The 16,732-nt window shown below is 63.0% G+C and carries 12 protein-coding genes and 1 pseudogene; 12 read left to right on the top strand and 1 reads right to left on the bottom strand.

Going from position 1 to position 16,732, the window contains the following annotated elements:
- Positions 1 to 143: 143 nt before the first annotated feature.
- Positions 144 to 2,264, top strand: coding sequence for a recombinase family protein (locus B5G12_RS09995; RefSeq protein ID WP_242956005.1), 2,121 nt, complete (start codon positions 144 to 146; stop codon positions 2,262 to 2,264).
- Here B5G12_RS09995 and bilQ read toward each other — a convergent pair.
- Positions 2,227 to 2,526: pseudogene (bilQ, locus tag B5G12_RS09985) on the bottom strand (bilirubin utilization transcriptional regulator BilQ); the annotation flags it as partial. The gene B5G12_RS09995 and the pseudogene bilQ sit on opposite strands and share 38 nt — an antisense overlap.
- Positions 2,527 to 2,707: 181 nt before the next feature.
- Between bilQ and B5G12_RS09980 the strand changes: the two are divergent.
- The 11 genes from B5G12_RS09980 to B5G12_RS09930 all read left to right on the top strand — a co-directional run bounded on the left by B5G12_RS09980 (position 2,708) and on the right by B5G12_RS09930 (position 16,472).
- Entirely contained in the window at positions 2,708 to 2,977 is a 270-nt protein-coding gene (locus B5G12_RS09980) for a hypothetical protein (protein ID WP_191425897.1), read from the top strand.
- A 277-nt stretch (positions 2,978 to 3,254) separates the two neighbouring features.
- Positions 3,255 to 6,086 carry a DNA translocase FtsK gene (locus B5G12_RS09975; RefSeq protein WP_087324822.1) on the top strand — a complete coding sequence of 944 codons (2,832 nt, stop codon included), beginning with the start codon at positions 3,255 to 3,257 and terminating at the stop codon, positions 6,084 to 6,086.
- 29 nt (positions 6,087 to 6,115) lie between these two features.
- Positions 6,116 to 8,158 (top strand): YgiQ family radical SAM protein, encoded by a 2,043-nt coding sequence (locus B5G12_RS09970; RefSeq protein ID WP_087231032.1) that lies wholly within the window; start codon positions 6,116 to 6,118, stop codon positions 8,156 to 8,158.
- A complete protein-coding gene (locus B5G12_RS09965; RefSeq protein ID WP_242956004.1) occupies positions 8,155 to 9,306 on the top strand; it encodes a ComEC/Rec2 family competence protein in 1,152 nt (383 codons plus the stop codon). Before B5G12_RS09970 ends, B5G12_RS09965 begins: the two co-directional genes overlap by 4 nt.
- Before the next feature lie 162 nt (positions 9,307 to 9,468).
- Positions 9,469 to 10,152, top strand: a complete 684-nt coding sequence (locus tag B5G12_RS09960) for an amino acid ABC transporter permease (RefSeq protein ID WP_087231029.1) — start codon at positions 9,469 to 9,471, stop codon at positions 10,150 to 10,152.
- Positions 10,153 to 10,166: 14 nt separating this feature from the next.
- A complete protein-coding gene (locus tag B5G12_RS09955) occupies positions 10,167 to 10,910 on the top strand; it encodes an amino acid ABC transporter ATP-binding protein (RefSeq protein ID WP_087231026.1) in 744 nt (247 codons plus the stop codon).
- A gap of 22 nt (positions 10,911 to 10,932) precedes the next feature.
- Positions 10,933 to 11,781 (top strand): transporter substrate-binding domain-containing protein, encoded by an 849-nt coding sequence (locus tag B5G12_RS09950; RefSeq protein WP_087231023.1) that lies wholly within the window; start codon positions 10,933 to 10,935, stop codon positions 11,779 to 11,781.
- A 125-nt stretch (positions 11,782 to 11,906) separates the two neighbouring features.
- The gene (locus B5G12_RS09945; protein ID WP_087324821.1) at positions 11,907 to 12,539 is read left to right on the top strand and encodes a DUF4830 domain-containing protein; all 633 of its coding nucleotides are present in this window, start codon (positions 11,907 to 11,909) and stop codon (positions 12,537 to 12,539) included.
- Between the two features lie 263 nt (positions 12,540 to 12,802).
- Complete coding sequence (locus tag B5G12_RS09940) at positions 12,803 to 13,060, top strand: HPr family phosphocarrier protein (RefSeq protein WP_087324820.1); 258 nt, start codon at positions 12,803 to 12,805, stop codon at positions 13,058 to 13,060.
- A gap of 101 nt (positions 13,061 to 13,161) precedes the next feature.
- Positions 13,162 to 14,901 (top strand): phosphoenolpyruvate--protein phosphotransferase, encoded by a 1,740-nt coding sequence (ptsP, locus tag B5G12_RS09935; RefSeq protein ID WP_087324819.1) that lies wholly within the window; start codon positions 13,162 to 13,164, stop codon positions 14,899 to 14,901.
- 131 nt (positions 14,902 to 15,032) lie between these two features.
- Entirely contained in the window at positions 15,033 to 16,472 is a 1,440-nt protein-coding gene (locus B5G12_RS09930; RefSeq protein ID WP_087324818.1) for a 6-phospho-beta-glucosidase, read from the top strand.
- Positions 16,473 to 16,732: the final 260 nt, after the last annotated feature.

Here is a 16,732-nt window from a genome sequence, read left to right as displayed (position 1 = left end):
TCCCAGAAATCCAAGGCATTTGAACTTTAGACGATTTTTCTCGAAACCTTGCAATTATTCCAGAATTATGGTATATACATTATACGAAAGTTGATTGAATGAACGCTCTACGGTTCAATAATGTATAAAGTGAGGTGTCCGCCATGACTGCCGTGATCTATGCTCGCTATTCCAGTGACAATCAGCGCGAAGAATCCATTGAGGGCCAGATCCGCGAGTGCACCGCCTATGCTGAGAAGAACGGTATCACAGTGGTCAAGCACTATATTGACCGGGCGATTTCGGCCAAAACGGACAACCGGCCTCAGTTTCAGCAGATGATCAAGGACAGCGAGCGCAAGCTGTTCGACATCGTTTTGGTCTGGAAGCTGGACCGCTTCGCCCGCAACCGCTATGACAGCGCCCGCTACAAAACGCAGCTCAAAAAGAATGGGGTCAAGCTCATGTCCGCCACCGAAATTATCTCGGACGGGCCGGAGGGCATCATCCTGGAGTCGGTGCTGGAGGGCTATGCCGAATATTACTCCGCCGACCTGTCTGAGAAGGTGGTGCGTGGTATGACCGAGAATGCGCTCAAAGGAAAGTATAACGGCGGGGCTGTCCCCATCGGTTACGTCATTGATGCAGAGCAGCGTTTTCAGCCCGATTCCTTTACTGCATCCTTTGTCGCAGAAGCCTTCAAGCGGTACAATGAGGGCGCGACCATGACGGAGATTCGGGACTGGCTCAACGAGCACCATGTTAAAAATCCGCGCGGCGGTCCCATGACCTACAACACCGTCCAGCATATGCTGAACAATCGCCGGTACATCGGGGAGCTGAAATACCGCGATATTTTGATTACGGATGCCATCCCGCCGCTTGTTTCAGCCAAACTGTTTCAGGAGGTGCAGGAGAAGATGGCAAAAAACAAAAAGGCCCCTGCCCGTCGCAAGGCAGAGGACGACTATCTTCTGACGACCAAACTATTCTGCGGTCACTGCGGCGCGCTGATGTTCGGTGAGAGCGGCACCAGCCGTACCGGTGACGTGCACCGCTACTACAAGTGCGCAGCCGCCAAGAAGAGAAAGACCTGCACTAAGAAAACCGTCCGCAAGCAGTGGCTGGAAGACCTGGTGGTCAACGAAACCATGAAGCTGATTCGGGACAACGCAGTCATCGACTCACTCGTCGCGGCAGTCATGGAGTTGCAAAACAAAGAGAGCACCAGCCTGCCCCTCTATGAGAAGCAGCTGCGGGAGACCGAGACCGGCATCCAGAATATGCTCAACGCCATCCAGGCCGGCATCCTGACCAGTTCCACCAAAGAACGTTTGGAAGCCCTAGAGGCGCAGAAGAAGGATCTGGAAACCAAAATCGCCGAGGAGAAACTGGCCAAGCCTGTGATGAAGGAGGAATTCGTCCGCTTCTGGCTGCTGCACTTCCGCAAACTGGACCTGTCCCAAAAGGAACAGCGGCAGGCGCTGATTGACACCTTCATCAATGCTATTTACCTCTATGACGATAAAGTGCTGATTACCTTCAACTACAAAGAAGGGACGGAGACCATTTCTTTCGGCGAGGCTACCGAAGCCGCGACAAAGGAAAAAAGTTCGGATATAGATTGCCTTGCTGCACCAAAAGCCCAGAGCCGCAAGGCCCTGGGCTTTTTGCTGCGCCGCAAAGGCTTGGCAGACAGGCCGCCAAAGCGGCGGCAAAACAAAAACCCTGCGCTTTCCCACAGGAAAAGTGCAGGGACCAAAAGGAGGCGGCGTTCAGCGCAGCTGCTGCCACTGGCTCTTGAGGAACAGCCCGGTGATGCCGGGCACCAGGGCCGCGCCGATCAGGGACATCAGGATAGCGGTGGGAGCGCCCAGCAGCTGGATGTTCTGGGCGGCGCCCACCAGGAACGAGCCCACGGCACAGACGCACATGACCAGATACCCGGCCTTGCGCTGGGCGAACAGCAGCGCGCACAGCCCTGCGATGGACACTACGGCGATGGCCACGGACAGCCAGCGGCCTTCGGACAGATTGAGAGCGGTGGTGCACACGCAGAGCACCAGTGCGAACCACAGCCAGATCTTTGTTGCTTTTTTCATAAGACGGATCCTCCGATGATCGATAGGGAATGGGGGTGCGGGGTCAGTCCCGCGGGGCACAGGGGGGCTGCGCAGCGGGCTGCGGCAGGACCTTTTGGAGCAGCTCCAGCAGGGTCTGCTGCTCCTGGGCGGTCAGGGCGGCCATCCGCTGCCGGTCCCAGTCAAAAAACACCTGGTGGCTGACGGCGAAGGCCTCCTGGCCCTTTTCGGTCAGGTGCAGCCGGTGGCTGCGGCCCTCCTTCTCTTTGGTGAGGAAGCCGCTTTCCACCAGCTTTGTGATGCTCCGCTGCGAGTGTCCCCAGTCCAGGTGCAGGGCCCTGGTCAGCTCTGCGGGAGTGGCGCCCGGGTGCTTGCCTACATAGAGCAGAAAATACAGCAGGCCGAAATGCAGCCCCAGTTTTTCCAGCTTCCCGCTGGTATAGGCGGTGAAATCCCGGTGCAGCATGGCGGCGCAGAGTGCAAGAGTCTGATGCATGGAAAAGCTCCTCTCCTGGACTTGACTCGGTCAAGTATACACGTATAACTTGACTTTGTCAAGTGCAAATACAAAATCCGTTCCCGCCGGCAGTCCCACGATCGCCGGGGCCGTCATAGTATGGGTAAAACCCTGAAAGGAGCTTTTGGTTATGAAACGTGCGACAGCCCTTTTCCTCAGTGCGGCCCTGGCTCTGGGCCTGGCAGCCTGTGAGTTCCCCTGGTGCCCCAGTTCTTCCGGCCCGGGGTCTTCCGGTACATCCTCGTCCCAGCCCGCCTCCTCCGAGCCTGCGTCCTCCGAGCCTGCCTCCTCTGAGCCCGCATCCTCCCTGCCTGCGCCGTCGGAGCCTGCGTCTTCTGTGCCGGCATCTTCGGTCCCGGACTCTGTGCCGGAAGCGGGCAGCGGTTCCCAGGCGGGCTGAGCGGCCGAGGACGCTGGGACTGTAAGAGGGCCTGCCGTCTGTCTGGTACAGGCGGCGGGCCCTTTCACTGCGCAAAAAACGCCCCGCCTCCTGTTTGCCATTTTGCCCGGCCCGTGATACAATAAAAGAATCGATCGGATCGTCAAAAAGTCCCGCCCGGCTGTGCATCCGGGCTGCAGTTCGGACCAAACGGGAGGCTGCGGCGGATGGCCCGGCGTTTTTGGCTTTTTATATAGATGGAGATTCAGATTTTTTGCAAAAGAGGTACTGGGAGAGAATGGCAAAAAGGAAACGAAAATCCGGTGCCCGGGGCAAGAGCGCCCGGGCCAAACAGCAGGTGCGCCGCCGACTGCTGGCCAGCAGCGCTACCCTGTTTGCAGGGATATTGCTGCTGCTGCTGGCGTTTGTGGACGGACAGGCAGCCTGGCACACCGTGCACGATCTCTTGTTCGGGATATTTGGCGCGGGCAGTTTTGTGCTGGGCCCCGCCGTGTGCTATATGGCGGTGCTCACCGCGCAGGACAGGCCCGTGCTGGGCAGCGTGGGCAAGCTGGCGCTGGGACTGGTGTTCCTCAGCGGGGCGGCGGTGGTCTTTTCGGACATCCCGGCCCAGGGGATGACGGTGGCCCAGATGGGGGTGGCCTGCTACGACAACGGGGTCAACGCCTGGTTTGGGGGCGGCTCGATGGGCGGACTGCTGGGCGGCACGCTGCTGCTGCTGTGCGGACGCCCGGCGGCCAACCTGATCGTGGTGGCCCTGGCGGCCTGCGCCAGCTGTTATGTCTTTGACGTGACCCCTGCCGATGTCTGGCAGTGGCTGGCAGGCGTGGCGGGAGGCGCCAAAGAAAAAGGGCTGGAAGTGTATGCCGACGGCCGCGCCGCCGCCCAGGAGCGCCGGGCTGCCCGTCTGGCTGCCCGCGCCCAGGCGGAAGCCGAGGCCGAGGCCATGGAGGATGAGGAGGACAGCGGCTATCTGGACGACGGGGACCTGCCCGGCCCCGACCCGGCCCTGGACCCGGACGCAGGCCAGGGCTTCCACATCGGGATGCCGGCCTGGCTGTCCCACATTTTTGGGCATGGCCGGCTGCCGGATGAGAACGGCAGCACCCAGCCGCCCCAGCGCCCCGAGACCCCGCTGCACTCGGCGGCGGTCAGCCATCCCCGGGCCCCCTTCGACATCGACCTGGGACCCGACCCCGCGGCGGTGTCGGACGGGGGAAGCGAACCCATCGAACCCATCATCACCGGGCCGGGAGGCACCTTTGGGCTCAATCCGCTGCGCAGCGAGCCCCGGCCCGCAAACCATGCGCCCCTGTATGACCAGGACAAGGACGAGGGCACGGCGGCGCCGGCGCAGCCCCAGCGGCCTGTGCCGCCCCCTGCGCCCGCTGTGACACCGGTGGCTCCGCCGCCGGCTCCGGCCGCGCCGGCAGGGCAGGGGACGCAGGCTGCGCCCCCCGCCGCCTGCCCGCCGGAGGAGGCGGAGGAGGACGGCTGGATCCGGATCGACGAGGAGCCTGCGGACGCCGGGGAAGGCGGCGATATCGCCACCCTGGTGGCCGCTGCCATGGAAAAGCCCGCCGACGCGGAACAGGCGGCCGCTGCAGCGGCCCCCGCCCCCGAGGAAGCCGAGGTCCCCGCCACCTATGAGTACCCGCCCATCGAGCTGTTTGACAAGCCCGCCGAGGAGACCGACGAGGGGGCCCAGACCGAGCTGAAGGCCAACGCCCAAAAGCTGGTGGATACCCTCGAGAGCTTCGGGGTCAAGACCCGGGTGCTGGATATCTCCCGGGGCCCGGCGGTCACCCGCTATGAGGTGCAGCCCATGGCCGGCGTCAAGATCAGCCGCATCACATCCCTGGCCGACGACCTGGCCCTCAACCTGGCGGTGGCGGACATCCGGATGGAGGCGCCCATCCCCGGCAAGCCTGCCGTGGGCATCGAGGTGCCCAACCGCAGGCGCGCTTCGGTGAGCATCCGCAGCATCTTTGAGAGCCAGAGCTTCCGCCATATGACCAGCCCCCTCACCATCGCCCTGGGCAAGGACATTGCCGGCGTGGCCCAGGTGGCCGACCTGTGCAAGATGCCCCACCTGCTGATCGCGGGCAGCACCGGCAGCGGCAAGTCGGTGTGCGTCAACAGCATCATCATGAGCCTGGTGTTCCGCTCGGGGCCGGAGGATGTCAAGCTGATCCTCATCGACCCCAAGGTGGTGGAACTGGCCGAATACAACGGCATCCCCCACCTGCTGATGCCGGTGATCACCGAGCCCAAAAAGGCGGCCGGCGCCCTCAGCTCGGCGGTGGCGGAGATGGAGCGGCGCTACCGCCTGTTCGCCGACAACAACGTCCGCGATATCAAGACCTTCAACAAGCTGGCGGCCTCCGACCCCATGCTGGAAAAGCTGCCCTACATCGCCATCGTCATCGATGAGCTGGCCGACCTGATGATGGTGGTGGGCAAGGATGTGGAAGACTCGATCTGCCGCATCGCCCAGAAAGCCCGCGCCGCAGGGATGCATCTGATCGTGGCCACCCAGCGCCCCAGCGTGGACGTCATCACCGGCCTGATCAAGGCCAACATCCCCAGCCGCATCGCCTTCGCGGTGTCCAGCCAGGTGGACAGCCGCACCATCCTGGACGGCGCCGGGGCAGAGAAGCTGCTGGGCATGGGCGATATGCTGTTCATGCCGGTGGGCGCGCCCAAGCCCATCCGCATCCAGGGCACCTACGTCACCGACGAGGAGATCAGCCGGGTGCTGACCTTCATCAAGGCGTCGGGCACCGTCCAGTACGACGAGGCCATGATCCGGGCCATGGAGGAGCACACCATCCAGGACAAGGGCGCCAAGGACAGGGATGACGACGGCGGCGAGGCCGACGATCCCATGTTCAAGGCTGCGGTGGAGGTGGTCATCGATGCGGGCCAGGCCTCCACCAGCCTGCTGCAGCGGCGGTGCAAACTGGGCTATGCCCGGGCCGCCCGCATCATGGACGAGATGGAACAGAAAGGGGTCATCGGCCCCTACGAGGGGGCCAAGCCCCGGGCGGTGCTGATCAGCCGCCAGCAGTGGCTTGAGATGAACCTGAACAGCCCCGACGAACCGTGACCCATACACACCCCGAACAAGGAGCACCTATGAGCAATACGACCACGACGGCCGGGTATCCGGCCTATACCGAATTCCTGCCCATCTGCCGGGCGGACATGGACGAGCGCGGCTGGGACCAGCTGGACTTTGTAGTGGTGGGCGGGGACGCCTATGTGGACCACCCCAGCTTTGGCACCGCCATCATCAGCCGGCTGCTGGAAGCAGAGGGCTACCGGGTGGGCGTGCTGGCCCAGCCCCGCTACACCGACTGCGAGGATTTCAAGCGGTTCGGCAAACCCAAATACGGCTTTTTCATCGGCGGCGGCAACGTGGACAGCATGGTCAGCCACTATTCGGTGGCCAAGATCCCCCGGGCCGAGGATGAATACTCCCCCGGCGGCAGGGCGGGGGCGCGGCCCGACCGCAGCGCCACCGTCTATACCCGGCTGGCCAAGGAGGCATACCCCGACCTGCCGGTCATCCTGGGCGGTCTGGAGGCGTCTCTGCGGCGGTTCGCCCACTACGACTACTGGCTGGACACCGTGCTGCCCAGCATCGCGGAGGACGCGGGCGCCGACCTGATCAGCTTCGGGATGGGGGAACACCAGACCGTCGAGATCGCCCGGCGGCTGGCGGCAGGGGAGGATATCTCCACCATCACCGATGTGGCCGGCACCTGCTACATGACCGACTTTGAGCACCTGCCGCCCCGCTATGTGGAGTGCGCCGGCTTTAAAAAAGTGGCCGCCGACAAGGTGGCCTATGCCCGGGCCTGCCGCATCCAGATGGACAACCAGGACGTGGTGAGCGGGCAGATCATCGTACAGAAACAGAGCGAGCGGTATCTGGTGCAGAACATCCCCGCCAAGCCCCTGGTGCGCTGGGAGCTGGACAAGGTCTACGCCCTGCCCTACACCCGGCGCTACCACCCGGTGTACGAGTCCATGGGCGGGGTGCCTGCCATCCGGGAGGTGCAGTTCTCCATCATCCAGAACCGGGGCTGCTTTGGCGGATGCAACTTCTGCGCCATCCAGCTGCACCAGGGCCGGCGGGTGACCAGCCGCAGCGCCGACAGCATCGTGGCCGAGGCCGAGCGGATGACCCACGAGCCCGACTTCAAGGGCTACATCCACGATGTGGGAGGCCCCACCGCCAACTTCCGCTTCCCCTCCTGCGGGCAGCAGATGACCAAGGGGATGTGCACCGGGGGCAAGCACTGCCTGGCCCCCCAGCCCTGTTCCCACCTGATCGTGGACCACAAGGACTATCTGGACATCCTGCGGCGGGTGCGGGCTTTGCCGGGGGTCAAGAAGGTGTTCGTCCGCAGCGGCATCCGGTTCGACTATCTGATGGCCGACCCCGACGATACCTTTTTCAAGGAGCTGGTGGAATACCATGTGTCGGGTCAGCTCAAGGTGGCCCCCGAACACTGCGCCCCCAATACTCTGGCCTATATGGGCAAGCCTCCCATCGAGGTGTTCGACCGGTTCAAGGACAAGTTCTATGAGCTCAGCCGCCGGGCGGGCAAAAAGCAGTACCTGGTGCCCTACCTGATGTCCAGCCATCCGGGCAGCACCCTGAAGGATGCGGTCTATCTGGCCGAGTACCTGTACAAAAACCATATGCGTCCCGAGCAGGTGCAGGACTTCTATCCCACCCCCGGCACCGTCAGCACCTGTATGTTCTACACCGGGCTGGACCCCTACACCCTCAAGCCGGTGTTTGTGGAAAAGACCGCAGAGGGCAAGGCGCTGCAGCGGGCCCTGCTGCAATACTACGAGCCGCGGAACGCCGAAAAGGTGGTCAAGGCCCTCAAGCTGACCCACCGGGAGGACCTGATCCCCCTGCTGGTGCCTGCCGCAGGCCGGCGGGCGGTGCAGCGCAGCGCCCGAAAGGCCCAGGCCCGGGATGTGACCATCCACCCCGACGGCAGCTACACCGTCCACCCGCCCAGGGGCAGGCAGGGCAGGACGAACGCGGGGGCACAGCGGCAGCCCGCCCCGGGCGCCCGCTTTGCGCCCCGCACCGCCCCCAAAAAAGATCATGCAAAGAAGGAGAGCGGGGCAGGTCCCCGCAAGGGTAAAAAATGATGGAACAGAATCGACACTCCCTCCCGGCCGGGCTGCTGCGCCGCCTGGCGTCTCTGGCTCTGGCGGTTTCCCTGGCCCTCGGCCTGGCGGGCTGCGAGGACGCGCTGGCGGCCCTGCAGGACGCTGCGGCCGCCCCGTCCTCCAGTACGGCGCAGCCGGTCCAGCCCGCGGCGGAAGGGGCCTTTTCGGTCAACTTCATCGACGTGGGACAGGCCCTGAGCGTCCTGATCACCTGCGACGGCCAGAGTATGCTGTACGACGGCGGCAATGTGGAGGACGGCAGCCTGGTGGTGTCCTATCTGCAGAGCAAGGGGGTCAGCCGGCTGGAATACGTCATTTGCAGCCACGCCCACGAGGACCATGTGGGGGGCCTGGCGGCGGTGCTGGCCAAATTCCCGGCGGGGCACGTCTACGCCCCGGTGGCCCAGGCCGATACACAGTGCTTTTCGGACTTCGTCAAGTACGCCCAGCAGCAGGGCCTGGCGGTGGAGGTGCCCTCCGTGGGCACCAGCTGGCAGCTGGGCAGCGCCACCGTGCAGATCATCGGGCCGGTGGCCCAGTATGACGACACCAACGATACCTCCCTGGTGGTGCGGATCGACTACGGCCAGACCAGCTTCCTGCTGACCGGCGACATGGAGCAGGACGCCGAGGACGATCTGGTGGCCTCGGGGGCGCCGGTGGATGTGGACGTGCTGCAGGTAGGCCACCACGGCAGCGAGACCTCCACCGGGTACGTCTTCCTCAATGCGGTGCTGCCCGAGGTGGGGGTCATCTCGGTGGGGACCGGCAACAGCTACGGCCACCCCAGCGAGGCGGCCCTCAGCCGCCTGCGCGACGCCGGGGTGGACGTGTGGCGCACCGACCTGTCGGGCACCATCACCATCTCCAGCGACGGCGCCAACTACACCGTCTCCAGCGAGCGGTATGTGCCGCCCGAGCAGCAGAACCCCACCACCGCCGATGGCAGCGGCCAGCAGAGCAGCAGCCCCCAGACCATCCAGGCCTATATCGGCAACGTCAACTCCAAAAAATTCCATCTGCCCAGCTGCTCGAACCTCCCCGACCCCGCCAACCAGGTGCTGTTCTCCAGCTATGAGCAGGCGGTGCAGGCCGGATATACCCCCTGCTCCAACTGCCTGGGCTGAGGCTGCGCAGATATACCCCATGCCCTAGAAGTATGGTAGGATATACGGGATAGGTATTTGCCTTCCGGCCCGGCCGGTGTTATAGTAGGAAAGCCGGTTTGGGCCATGGGCCGCAGGCCGGCCTGTGGAGATGCATCCCGAAAGAAAAGGTTGTTTTTGTCTATGTTGGAAACGCTATTGCAAAACCGCACCGTTCAGGTGCTGATCGACTCATTCCCCCGCATCCTGGTGCCGGGCCTGGCCGTCACCATCCCGCTGACGGTGCTGTCCTTTGCCTTTGCCATGGTGATCGCGGCGGCGGTGGCGCTGGTGCAGTACGCCCGTGTGCCGGTGCTGCGGCAGCTGGCCCGGGTGTACATCTGGGTGGTGCGGGGCACCCCGCTGCTGGTGCAGCTGTTCATCATCTTTTACGGGCTGCCCAGTATGGGCATCGTGCTGGACGCCTTCCCCACGGCGGTGATCGCCTTTTCCATCAACGAGGGGGCCTACTGCGCCGAGACCATCCGCGCCGCGCTGGAGTCGGTGCCGTCCGGCCAGCTGGAGGCGGGCTACTGCGTGGGGATGTCCTGGGGGCAGGTGATGCGCCGCATCATCATGCCGCAGGCCCTGCGCACCGCCTTCCCGCCCCTGTCCAACTCCCTCATCGGGATGGTGAAGGACACCTCCCTGGCCGCCAATATCACGGTGGCGGAGATGTTCATGGCCACCCAGCGGGTGGCGTCCTATACCTACCAGTTCCTGCCGGTGTACTGTGAGCTGGCGGTGATCTATCTGATCTTCTGCACCGTGCTGACCTGGGTGCAGAAGAAGGGCGAAAAATACCTCAACGCCCACGGATTCAACTAAAGGAGGCCTGACCCATGCCCATGCTGGAAGTAAGCGACATCCATAAATCCTTCGGGGAGCGGGAGGTGCTCAAGGGGGTCAGCCTGTCGGTGGACAAGGGCTCGGTGGTGGCCATCCTGGGGCCTTCGGGTTCGGGCAAGACCACCCTGCTGCGCTGCATCAACTTCCTGGAGAAGGCGGACAGCGGCAGCCTGACCTTTGACGGGGAACCGTTCGACCTGGCCCGCATCTCCCGCGCAGACACCGCCCGCCTGCGCCGCAAGACCGCCTTTGTGTTCCAAAGCTACAACCTGTTCCGCAACAAGACGGTGCTGCAAAATGTCACCGAGGGGCTGGTGGTAGCCCGCCGGATGCACAAGGCACAGGCGGAGGAGATCGCGGTGCAGATGCTGCAAAAGGTGGGGATGGCCGACCGGTGCAGCCAGTATCCCCACCAGCTGTCGGGGGGACAGCAGCAGCGGGTGGCCATTGCCCGGGCCCTGGCCACCAGCCCCGAGATCATCTATTTCGACGAGCCCACCTCCGCGCTGGACCCCGAGCTGACCGGCGAGGTGCTGGACGTCATGCGGCAGCTGGCCGCCGAGGGGATGACCATGCTGGTGGTCACCCATGAGATGGGCTTTGCCCGGGATGTGTCCAGCCATGTCATCTTCATGGAGGATGGCCGCATCGTGGAGAGCGCCCCCTCGGCCCAGTTCTTTGCCGCGCCCCGGCAGGAGCGCACCCGCGCTTTCCTGAGCCGGATCGCCAACCGATAATGCTACAAATGAGGATCGATCTATGAAAAGAAGGAACTTTATTTCGATGATGGCGGTACTGGCCGCCGCAGGTGTGCTGGAGCTGAGCGGCTGCTCGTCTTCCGGCAGCAGCGCTGCCGCAGGCAGCGGCGCCGGGACCGCTTCCAGCGCGCCGGCCGACCGGCTGGAGGAGATCCGCCAGCGCGGCACCCTGATCGTGGCGCTGGAGGGCGCCTGGTCTCCCTGGTGCTACCACGACGATACCGATACCCTGGTGGGCTACGATGTGGAAGTGTCCCGCGCCATCGCCCAGCAGCTGGGGGTAGAGCCCGAATATGTGGAGGGCGAATGGGACGGCCTGTTTGCGGGCCTGGACGCCGGCCGCTATGACATCGTCTGCAACGGCGTGGAGGTGACCGAGGAACGGGCCAAGAGCTACGACTTCTCACAGCCGTACGCCTACATCCATACCGCGCTGGCGGTGCGGTCGGACAACACCGATATCACCAGCTTTGAGGACCTGGCGGGCAAGACCACCGCCAACTCCATCGCCAGCACCTACATGACCCTGGCCGAGAGCTATGGGGCCGAAGTGCTGGGGGTGGACACCCTGGATGAGACCATCCAGATGCTGCTGGCAGGCCGTGTGGACGCCACCCTCAACGCCGACGTCTCGTTCTACGACTATCTGAACGTCCATCCCGACGCGGCCTTCAAGATCGTCGCCCAGACCGATGACGCCTCCCATGTCTGCATCCCGGTGCGCAAGGCGCCCGAGAGCGCCAGCCTGCTGGCCGCCGTCAATGAGGCCATCGACACCCTGCGGGCCGACGGCACCCTGGCAGAGATCTCGGAAAAATATTTCGGCAGCGACATCTCCTCGGAGGCCTGAGCTGCCCCTGCCGCCCCCCTGTGCCTATAAAGGACACAGGGGTTTTGTTTTGCCATGCATAGCCCGGCGTCCCGGGGCATAAGCTGTACCCAGTGAACGAGCACAGTGTGGGGGAGGCGGAACCTATGTTTGTATTGACACTCAACCGGGCGCGGCTGCGCCAGATCGGCGTGGGAGCCATGTGCTGCGCGGTGGTGGTGTGCAGCGCCCTGCTGGGGCGGTATATCAGCACCCGCACCGTCGAGACGGCAGCCAGCCCCGGGGGCAGGATCGAGTCGGCCCAGGACATCCAGACCTGGTTTACCGGGTATGGGCTGGAGGTGGACGGGGCGTCCATCACGGCCGACAAGGTCAAGATACCCCGCAAATGGGACGACAGCTTTTCGGCATTCAACGAGGTGGTGGCCCAGAGCGGATTGGATCTGTCCCGCTATAAGGGCAAGACAGTGGAAAAGTGGCAGGCGCTGATCCCGTCTGCCTCCAACGGGCAGGAGAGCTGCTATGGAGTGCTGCTGGTGTACAAGAAAAAGCCGGTGGGCGCCTACCTGCTCGCCAAGCCTTCGGGCGTGGTGACCGGTCTGGGCGACGCGCAGGCCGCCATGGCCGACGCCCAGCAGGAGGCGGCCGCAGCGGCGGCTTCCCAGGAGGCGGCGGCCAGCGTCCCGGCAGAAGCGGCGGCCCAGCTCCAGGAGGCGCAGGAGAGCACGGCGCCTTACATCGACCTGCCTCTGGATGCCAACGGGTATCCGGTGGAATGAAGGGCCCAAAGGCCCCGCCCATCCCCCAAAAGGGGCCAGATGGGCGGGGCCTTGCGGCTGTTTTGGGAAGGCGCCGGCCGGGACACGGAAAGTTCTGTGAAAAAACCACAAAAAACAAAGTAAAAAATTGGCAAATTGAAAGGGTGAAAAAATCAGGTGCAGGGTTTATAATAAAGATATCCACAGTCGTGCATGCCTGTATGCACATGGTTTGGGGGGCGGGGCGCCCCGCCCTGAGTTTACGTTATAAGGAGAAATGATCTATGAAGGAATTCCAGTATACTATTAAGGATGCCTGCGGCATCCACGCACGCCCTGCCGGCCTGCTGGTCAAGGTGGTCAAGAGCCACGCCAGCACCGCCACCCTGGAGAAGGACGGCAAGAGCTGTGATATGCGCAAGCTGATGGCGCTGATGGGCATGGGCGTCAAGCAGGGCGATACCGTCACCGTCAAGGTTGAGGGCGACGATGAGGATGCCGCTGTGGCCGATATCGAGAAGTTCATGACCGAGAACCTCTAAATCTACACATTTTTAGCCCTCGCGGTTCTCTGCGGGGGCTTTTTTAAAGGCAGGGCGGGCCCATGGAGGGGGCCGCGCTGTAAAGAAAGGATGAGAATGTAATGCAGGTAGGCACTGGTAAAAGCGTATTGAACGGCATTGCCATCGGCAAGATCAAGATCTACAAGAAAAAAGATACCACCATCTCCACCACCCCCGTCACCGACACCGGCGCGGAGCTGCTGCGCTTTGAGGACGCCCAGCAGAAGGCGATCGCCCAGCAGACCGCCCTGTATGAGAAGGCCCTGGAGGAGGCAGGCGAGGACATCGCGGAGGTGTTCAACATCCACGCCATGATGCTGGAGGATGACGACTTTGTGGACGCCATCAAAGAGATCATCACCAAGCAGAAGATGTGCGCAGAGTATGCAGTCAAAACGGCCGGCACCAACCAGGCGGCCGTCTTTGCCGCCATGGACGACCCCTATCTGCAGGCCCGCAGCGCCGATGTGATGGACATCGCCCAGGCCATGCTGGACATCCTGCAGGGCACCGATGTGGACAGCATGCAGGGCACGGAACCCTCCATCCTGGTGGCCGAGGATCTGGCCCCCTCCGAGACGGTGCGGATGGACAAGAGCCTGCTTCTGGGCTTTATCACCCGGGAGGGCAGCACCAACAGCCACACAGCCATCCTGGCCCGCAGCATGAACATCCCCGCCCTGATCCAGTGCAAGGAGATCGACGACAGCTGGGACGGCAAGATGGCGGTCATCGACGGCTACAACGCCTGCGTCTATGTGGACCCCACCGCCGACCTGCTCAAGAGCCTGCAGAAGCGCCAGCAGGAGGACAAAAAGAAACTGGCCCTGCTGCAGGAGCTGAAAGGCAAGACCAACACCACCCTGGACGGCACCACCATCAACGTCTATGCCAACATCGGCGGCATTGGGGACGTGGGCGCTGTGCAGCAGAATGACGCCGGCGGCGTGGGCCTGTTCCGCTCCGAGTTCGTCTATCTGAACAGCAAGGACTATCCCACGGAGGAATACCAGTTCGAGGCATACAAGCAGGTGGTGGAGACCCTGGCCCCCAAGAAGGTCATCATCCGCACCTGCGACATCGGCGCGGACAAGACGGTGGACTACATGAAGCTGGACCACGAGGAGAACCCGGCTTTGGGCTACCGTGCCATCCGCATCTGCCTGACCCGCAAGGACTTCTTCAAGACCCAGCTGCGGGCGCTGCTGCGGGCTTCGGCCTACGGCAACCTGGGCATCATGTTCCCCATGATCACCAGCCTGCGCGAACTCCACGACGCCAAGAACATCCTGGACGAGTGCAAGGTGGAGCTGGCTGCCGAGGGCAAGAAGATGGGCGACATCGAAGTGGGCACCATGATCGAGACTCCGGCCGCCGTGCTGGTGGCGGATGACCTGGCCGAGGAGTGCGATTTCTTCTCGATCGGGACCAACGACCTGACCCAGTACACCTGCGCGCTGGACCGCCAGAACGCCAAGCTGGAGCCCTTTGCCAACCCCCATCACCCCGCCGTGCTGCGTGAGATCAAGATGACCATCGACGCGGGCCACCGCCATGGCATTTGGGTGGGCATCTGCGGCGAGCTGGGCGCGGATACGTCCCTCACCGAGACCTTCCTGCGGATGGGCGTGGACGAGCTGTCGGTCAACCCCAAGAGCATCCTGCCGGTGCGCAAGAAGATCCGTAGCATCGACCTGTCCAAGCCCGCCGCTGCGGTGGTGGACGAGGAGGCCGGCGAGGCCGAACCCCAGGCAGAGGCTCCCAAGGCGGAAGCCGTGCCCAAGGCCAAATCCAAAGCCAAGGCTGAGCCGAAGGCTTAAGGAAAAGAGAATACGGCGTGTCTTTGGAGGTCCGCTGCCCCGCCGGCGGCGGCCGATACACGCCGGCCAGCCGCCCCCAAAGGGCTTTTGCCTTTGGGGGCGTTTTTTGAGATAGGATAAGGAGGTAAACCATGTCTTTGCCGAAGGATTTCTTATGGGGCGGCGCTACCGCTGCCAACCAGTGTGAGGGCGCTTATGACGAGGGGGGCCGGGGCCTGTCCACGGTGGATGTCATCCCCTTTGGGCCCGACCGTATGCCGGTGATGCGGGGCGAGAAAAAGATGCTGGCCTGCGACGCAGAGCACAGCTATCCCGCACACCAGGCCATCGACCTGTACCACCACTACAAGGAAGACATCAAGCTGTTTGCAGAGATGGGCTTCAAGTGCTACCGGCTGTCCATCGCATGGACCCGCATCCTGCCGAACGGGGACGACGACACTCCCAACGAGGAGGGCCTAGCCTTCTATGACAGTCTGTTCGACGAATGCCATAAGTATGGCATCGAGCCGCTGGTGACCATCTGCCACTTCGATACCCCCATCGCCCTCATCAAGAAGTATGGCGGCTGGAAGGACCGCCGGATGATCGGCGCTTACCTGAAATACTGCGCTGCCATCTTTGGCCGGTACAAGAACAAGGTGAAGTACTGGCTGACCTTCAATGAGATCAATATGCTGCTCCATCTGCCCTTTATGGGAGCGGGCATCCTGTTTGAGCCGGGGGAGGACCCCACCGAGGTCCAGTACCGGGCTGCCCACTACGAGATCGTGGCCAGCGCCAAGGCGGTGCGGATGGCCCACGAGATGATGCCGGGGGCCATGGTAGGCTGTATGCTGGCCGCAGGCCAGTATTACCCCCGCACCTGCAGCCCCAGGGATATCTGGGCCGCCCAGGAAGCCGACCGGGACAACTACTTCTTCATTGACGCCCAGGCCCGGGGCGCTTACCCCGTATGGGCCAAAAAGCGGATGGAGCGGGCCGGCATCCAGCTGGACTGCACCCCCGAGGATGAGGCGGATATGCAGGCCGGCACGGTGGATTTCATCTCTTTCAGCTACTACTCCAGCCGGTGCGTCAGCGCCGACCCCGAGATGCTGGCCAAGGAGGGCGCCTCCGGCAATGCGGCCTTCGGCGGGGTCAAGAACCCCTATCTGAAGACCAGCGAGTGGGGCTGGGCCATCGATCCCGAGGGCCTGCGCACCACCATGAACAGCCTGTATGACCGCTATCAGAAGCCCCTGTTCATTGTGGAGAACGGTCTGGGCGCGGTGGACAAGGTGGAGCCGGACGGCAGCATCCACGACAGCTACCGCATCGAGTATATGCGCGCCCACATCCGCGCCCTGATCCAGGCGGTGGATGAGGACGGCCTGCCGGTGATGGGCTACACCATGTGGGGCCCCATCGACCTGGTCAGCGCCTCCACCGGCGAGATGAAAAAGCGCTATGGCTTCATCTATGTGGACAAGGACAACGAGGGCAACGGCACGCTGGCCCGCAGCCGGAAGGACAGCTTCTACTGGTACAAGAAGGTCATCGCCACCAACGGCGAGGATCTGGGGGATTGAACCGAAAGGATAAAATCTGATAAAATATCTGAATAGGAATCGAATCCGGGCGCCCGGCCGCAAGGCTGGGCGCCTTTCTGTGTATCCCGGCCGGCGGGGCGGGGAAGGAAAAAGGGAGAGAAGGGGGCGTTTTTCCCTGCGGGAGGGCAAAAATTTGGCCAAAGCACTTTTCAACAGTAAAGCAACATGTTATACTTAAATCCACAGTCGCGGAAAAAGGCCAAGACTGTCAACAAAAGGTATATTTGTATGATGCCTGT

Source organism: Faecalibacterium sp. An58, assembly GCF_002161515.1.
GTDB lineage: Bacteria > Bacillota > Clostridia > Oscillospirales > Ruminococcaceae > Faecalibacterium > Faecalibacterium avium.
The sequence above is the reverse complement of the archived record's forward strand: the minus strand, read 5'-3'. Positions and strand labels throughout refer to the sequence as shown.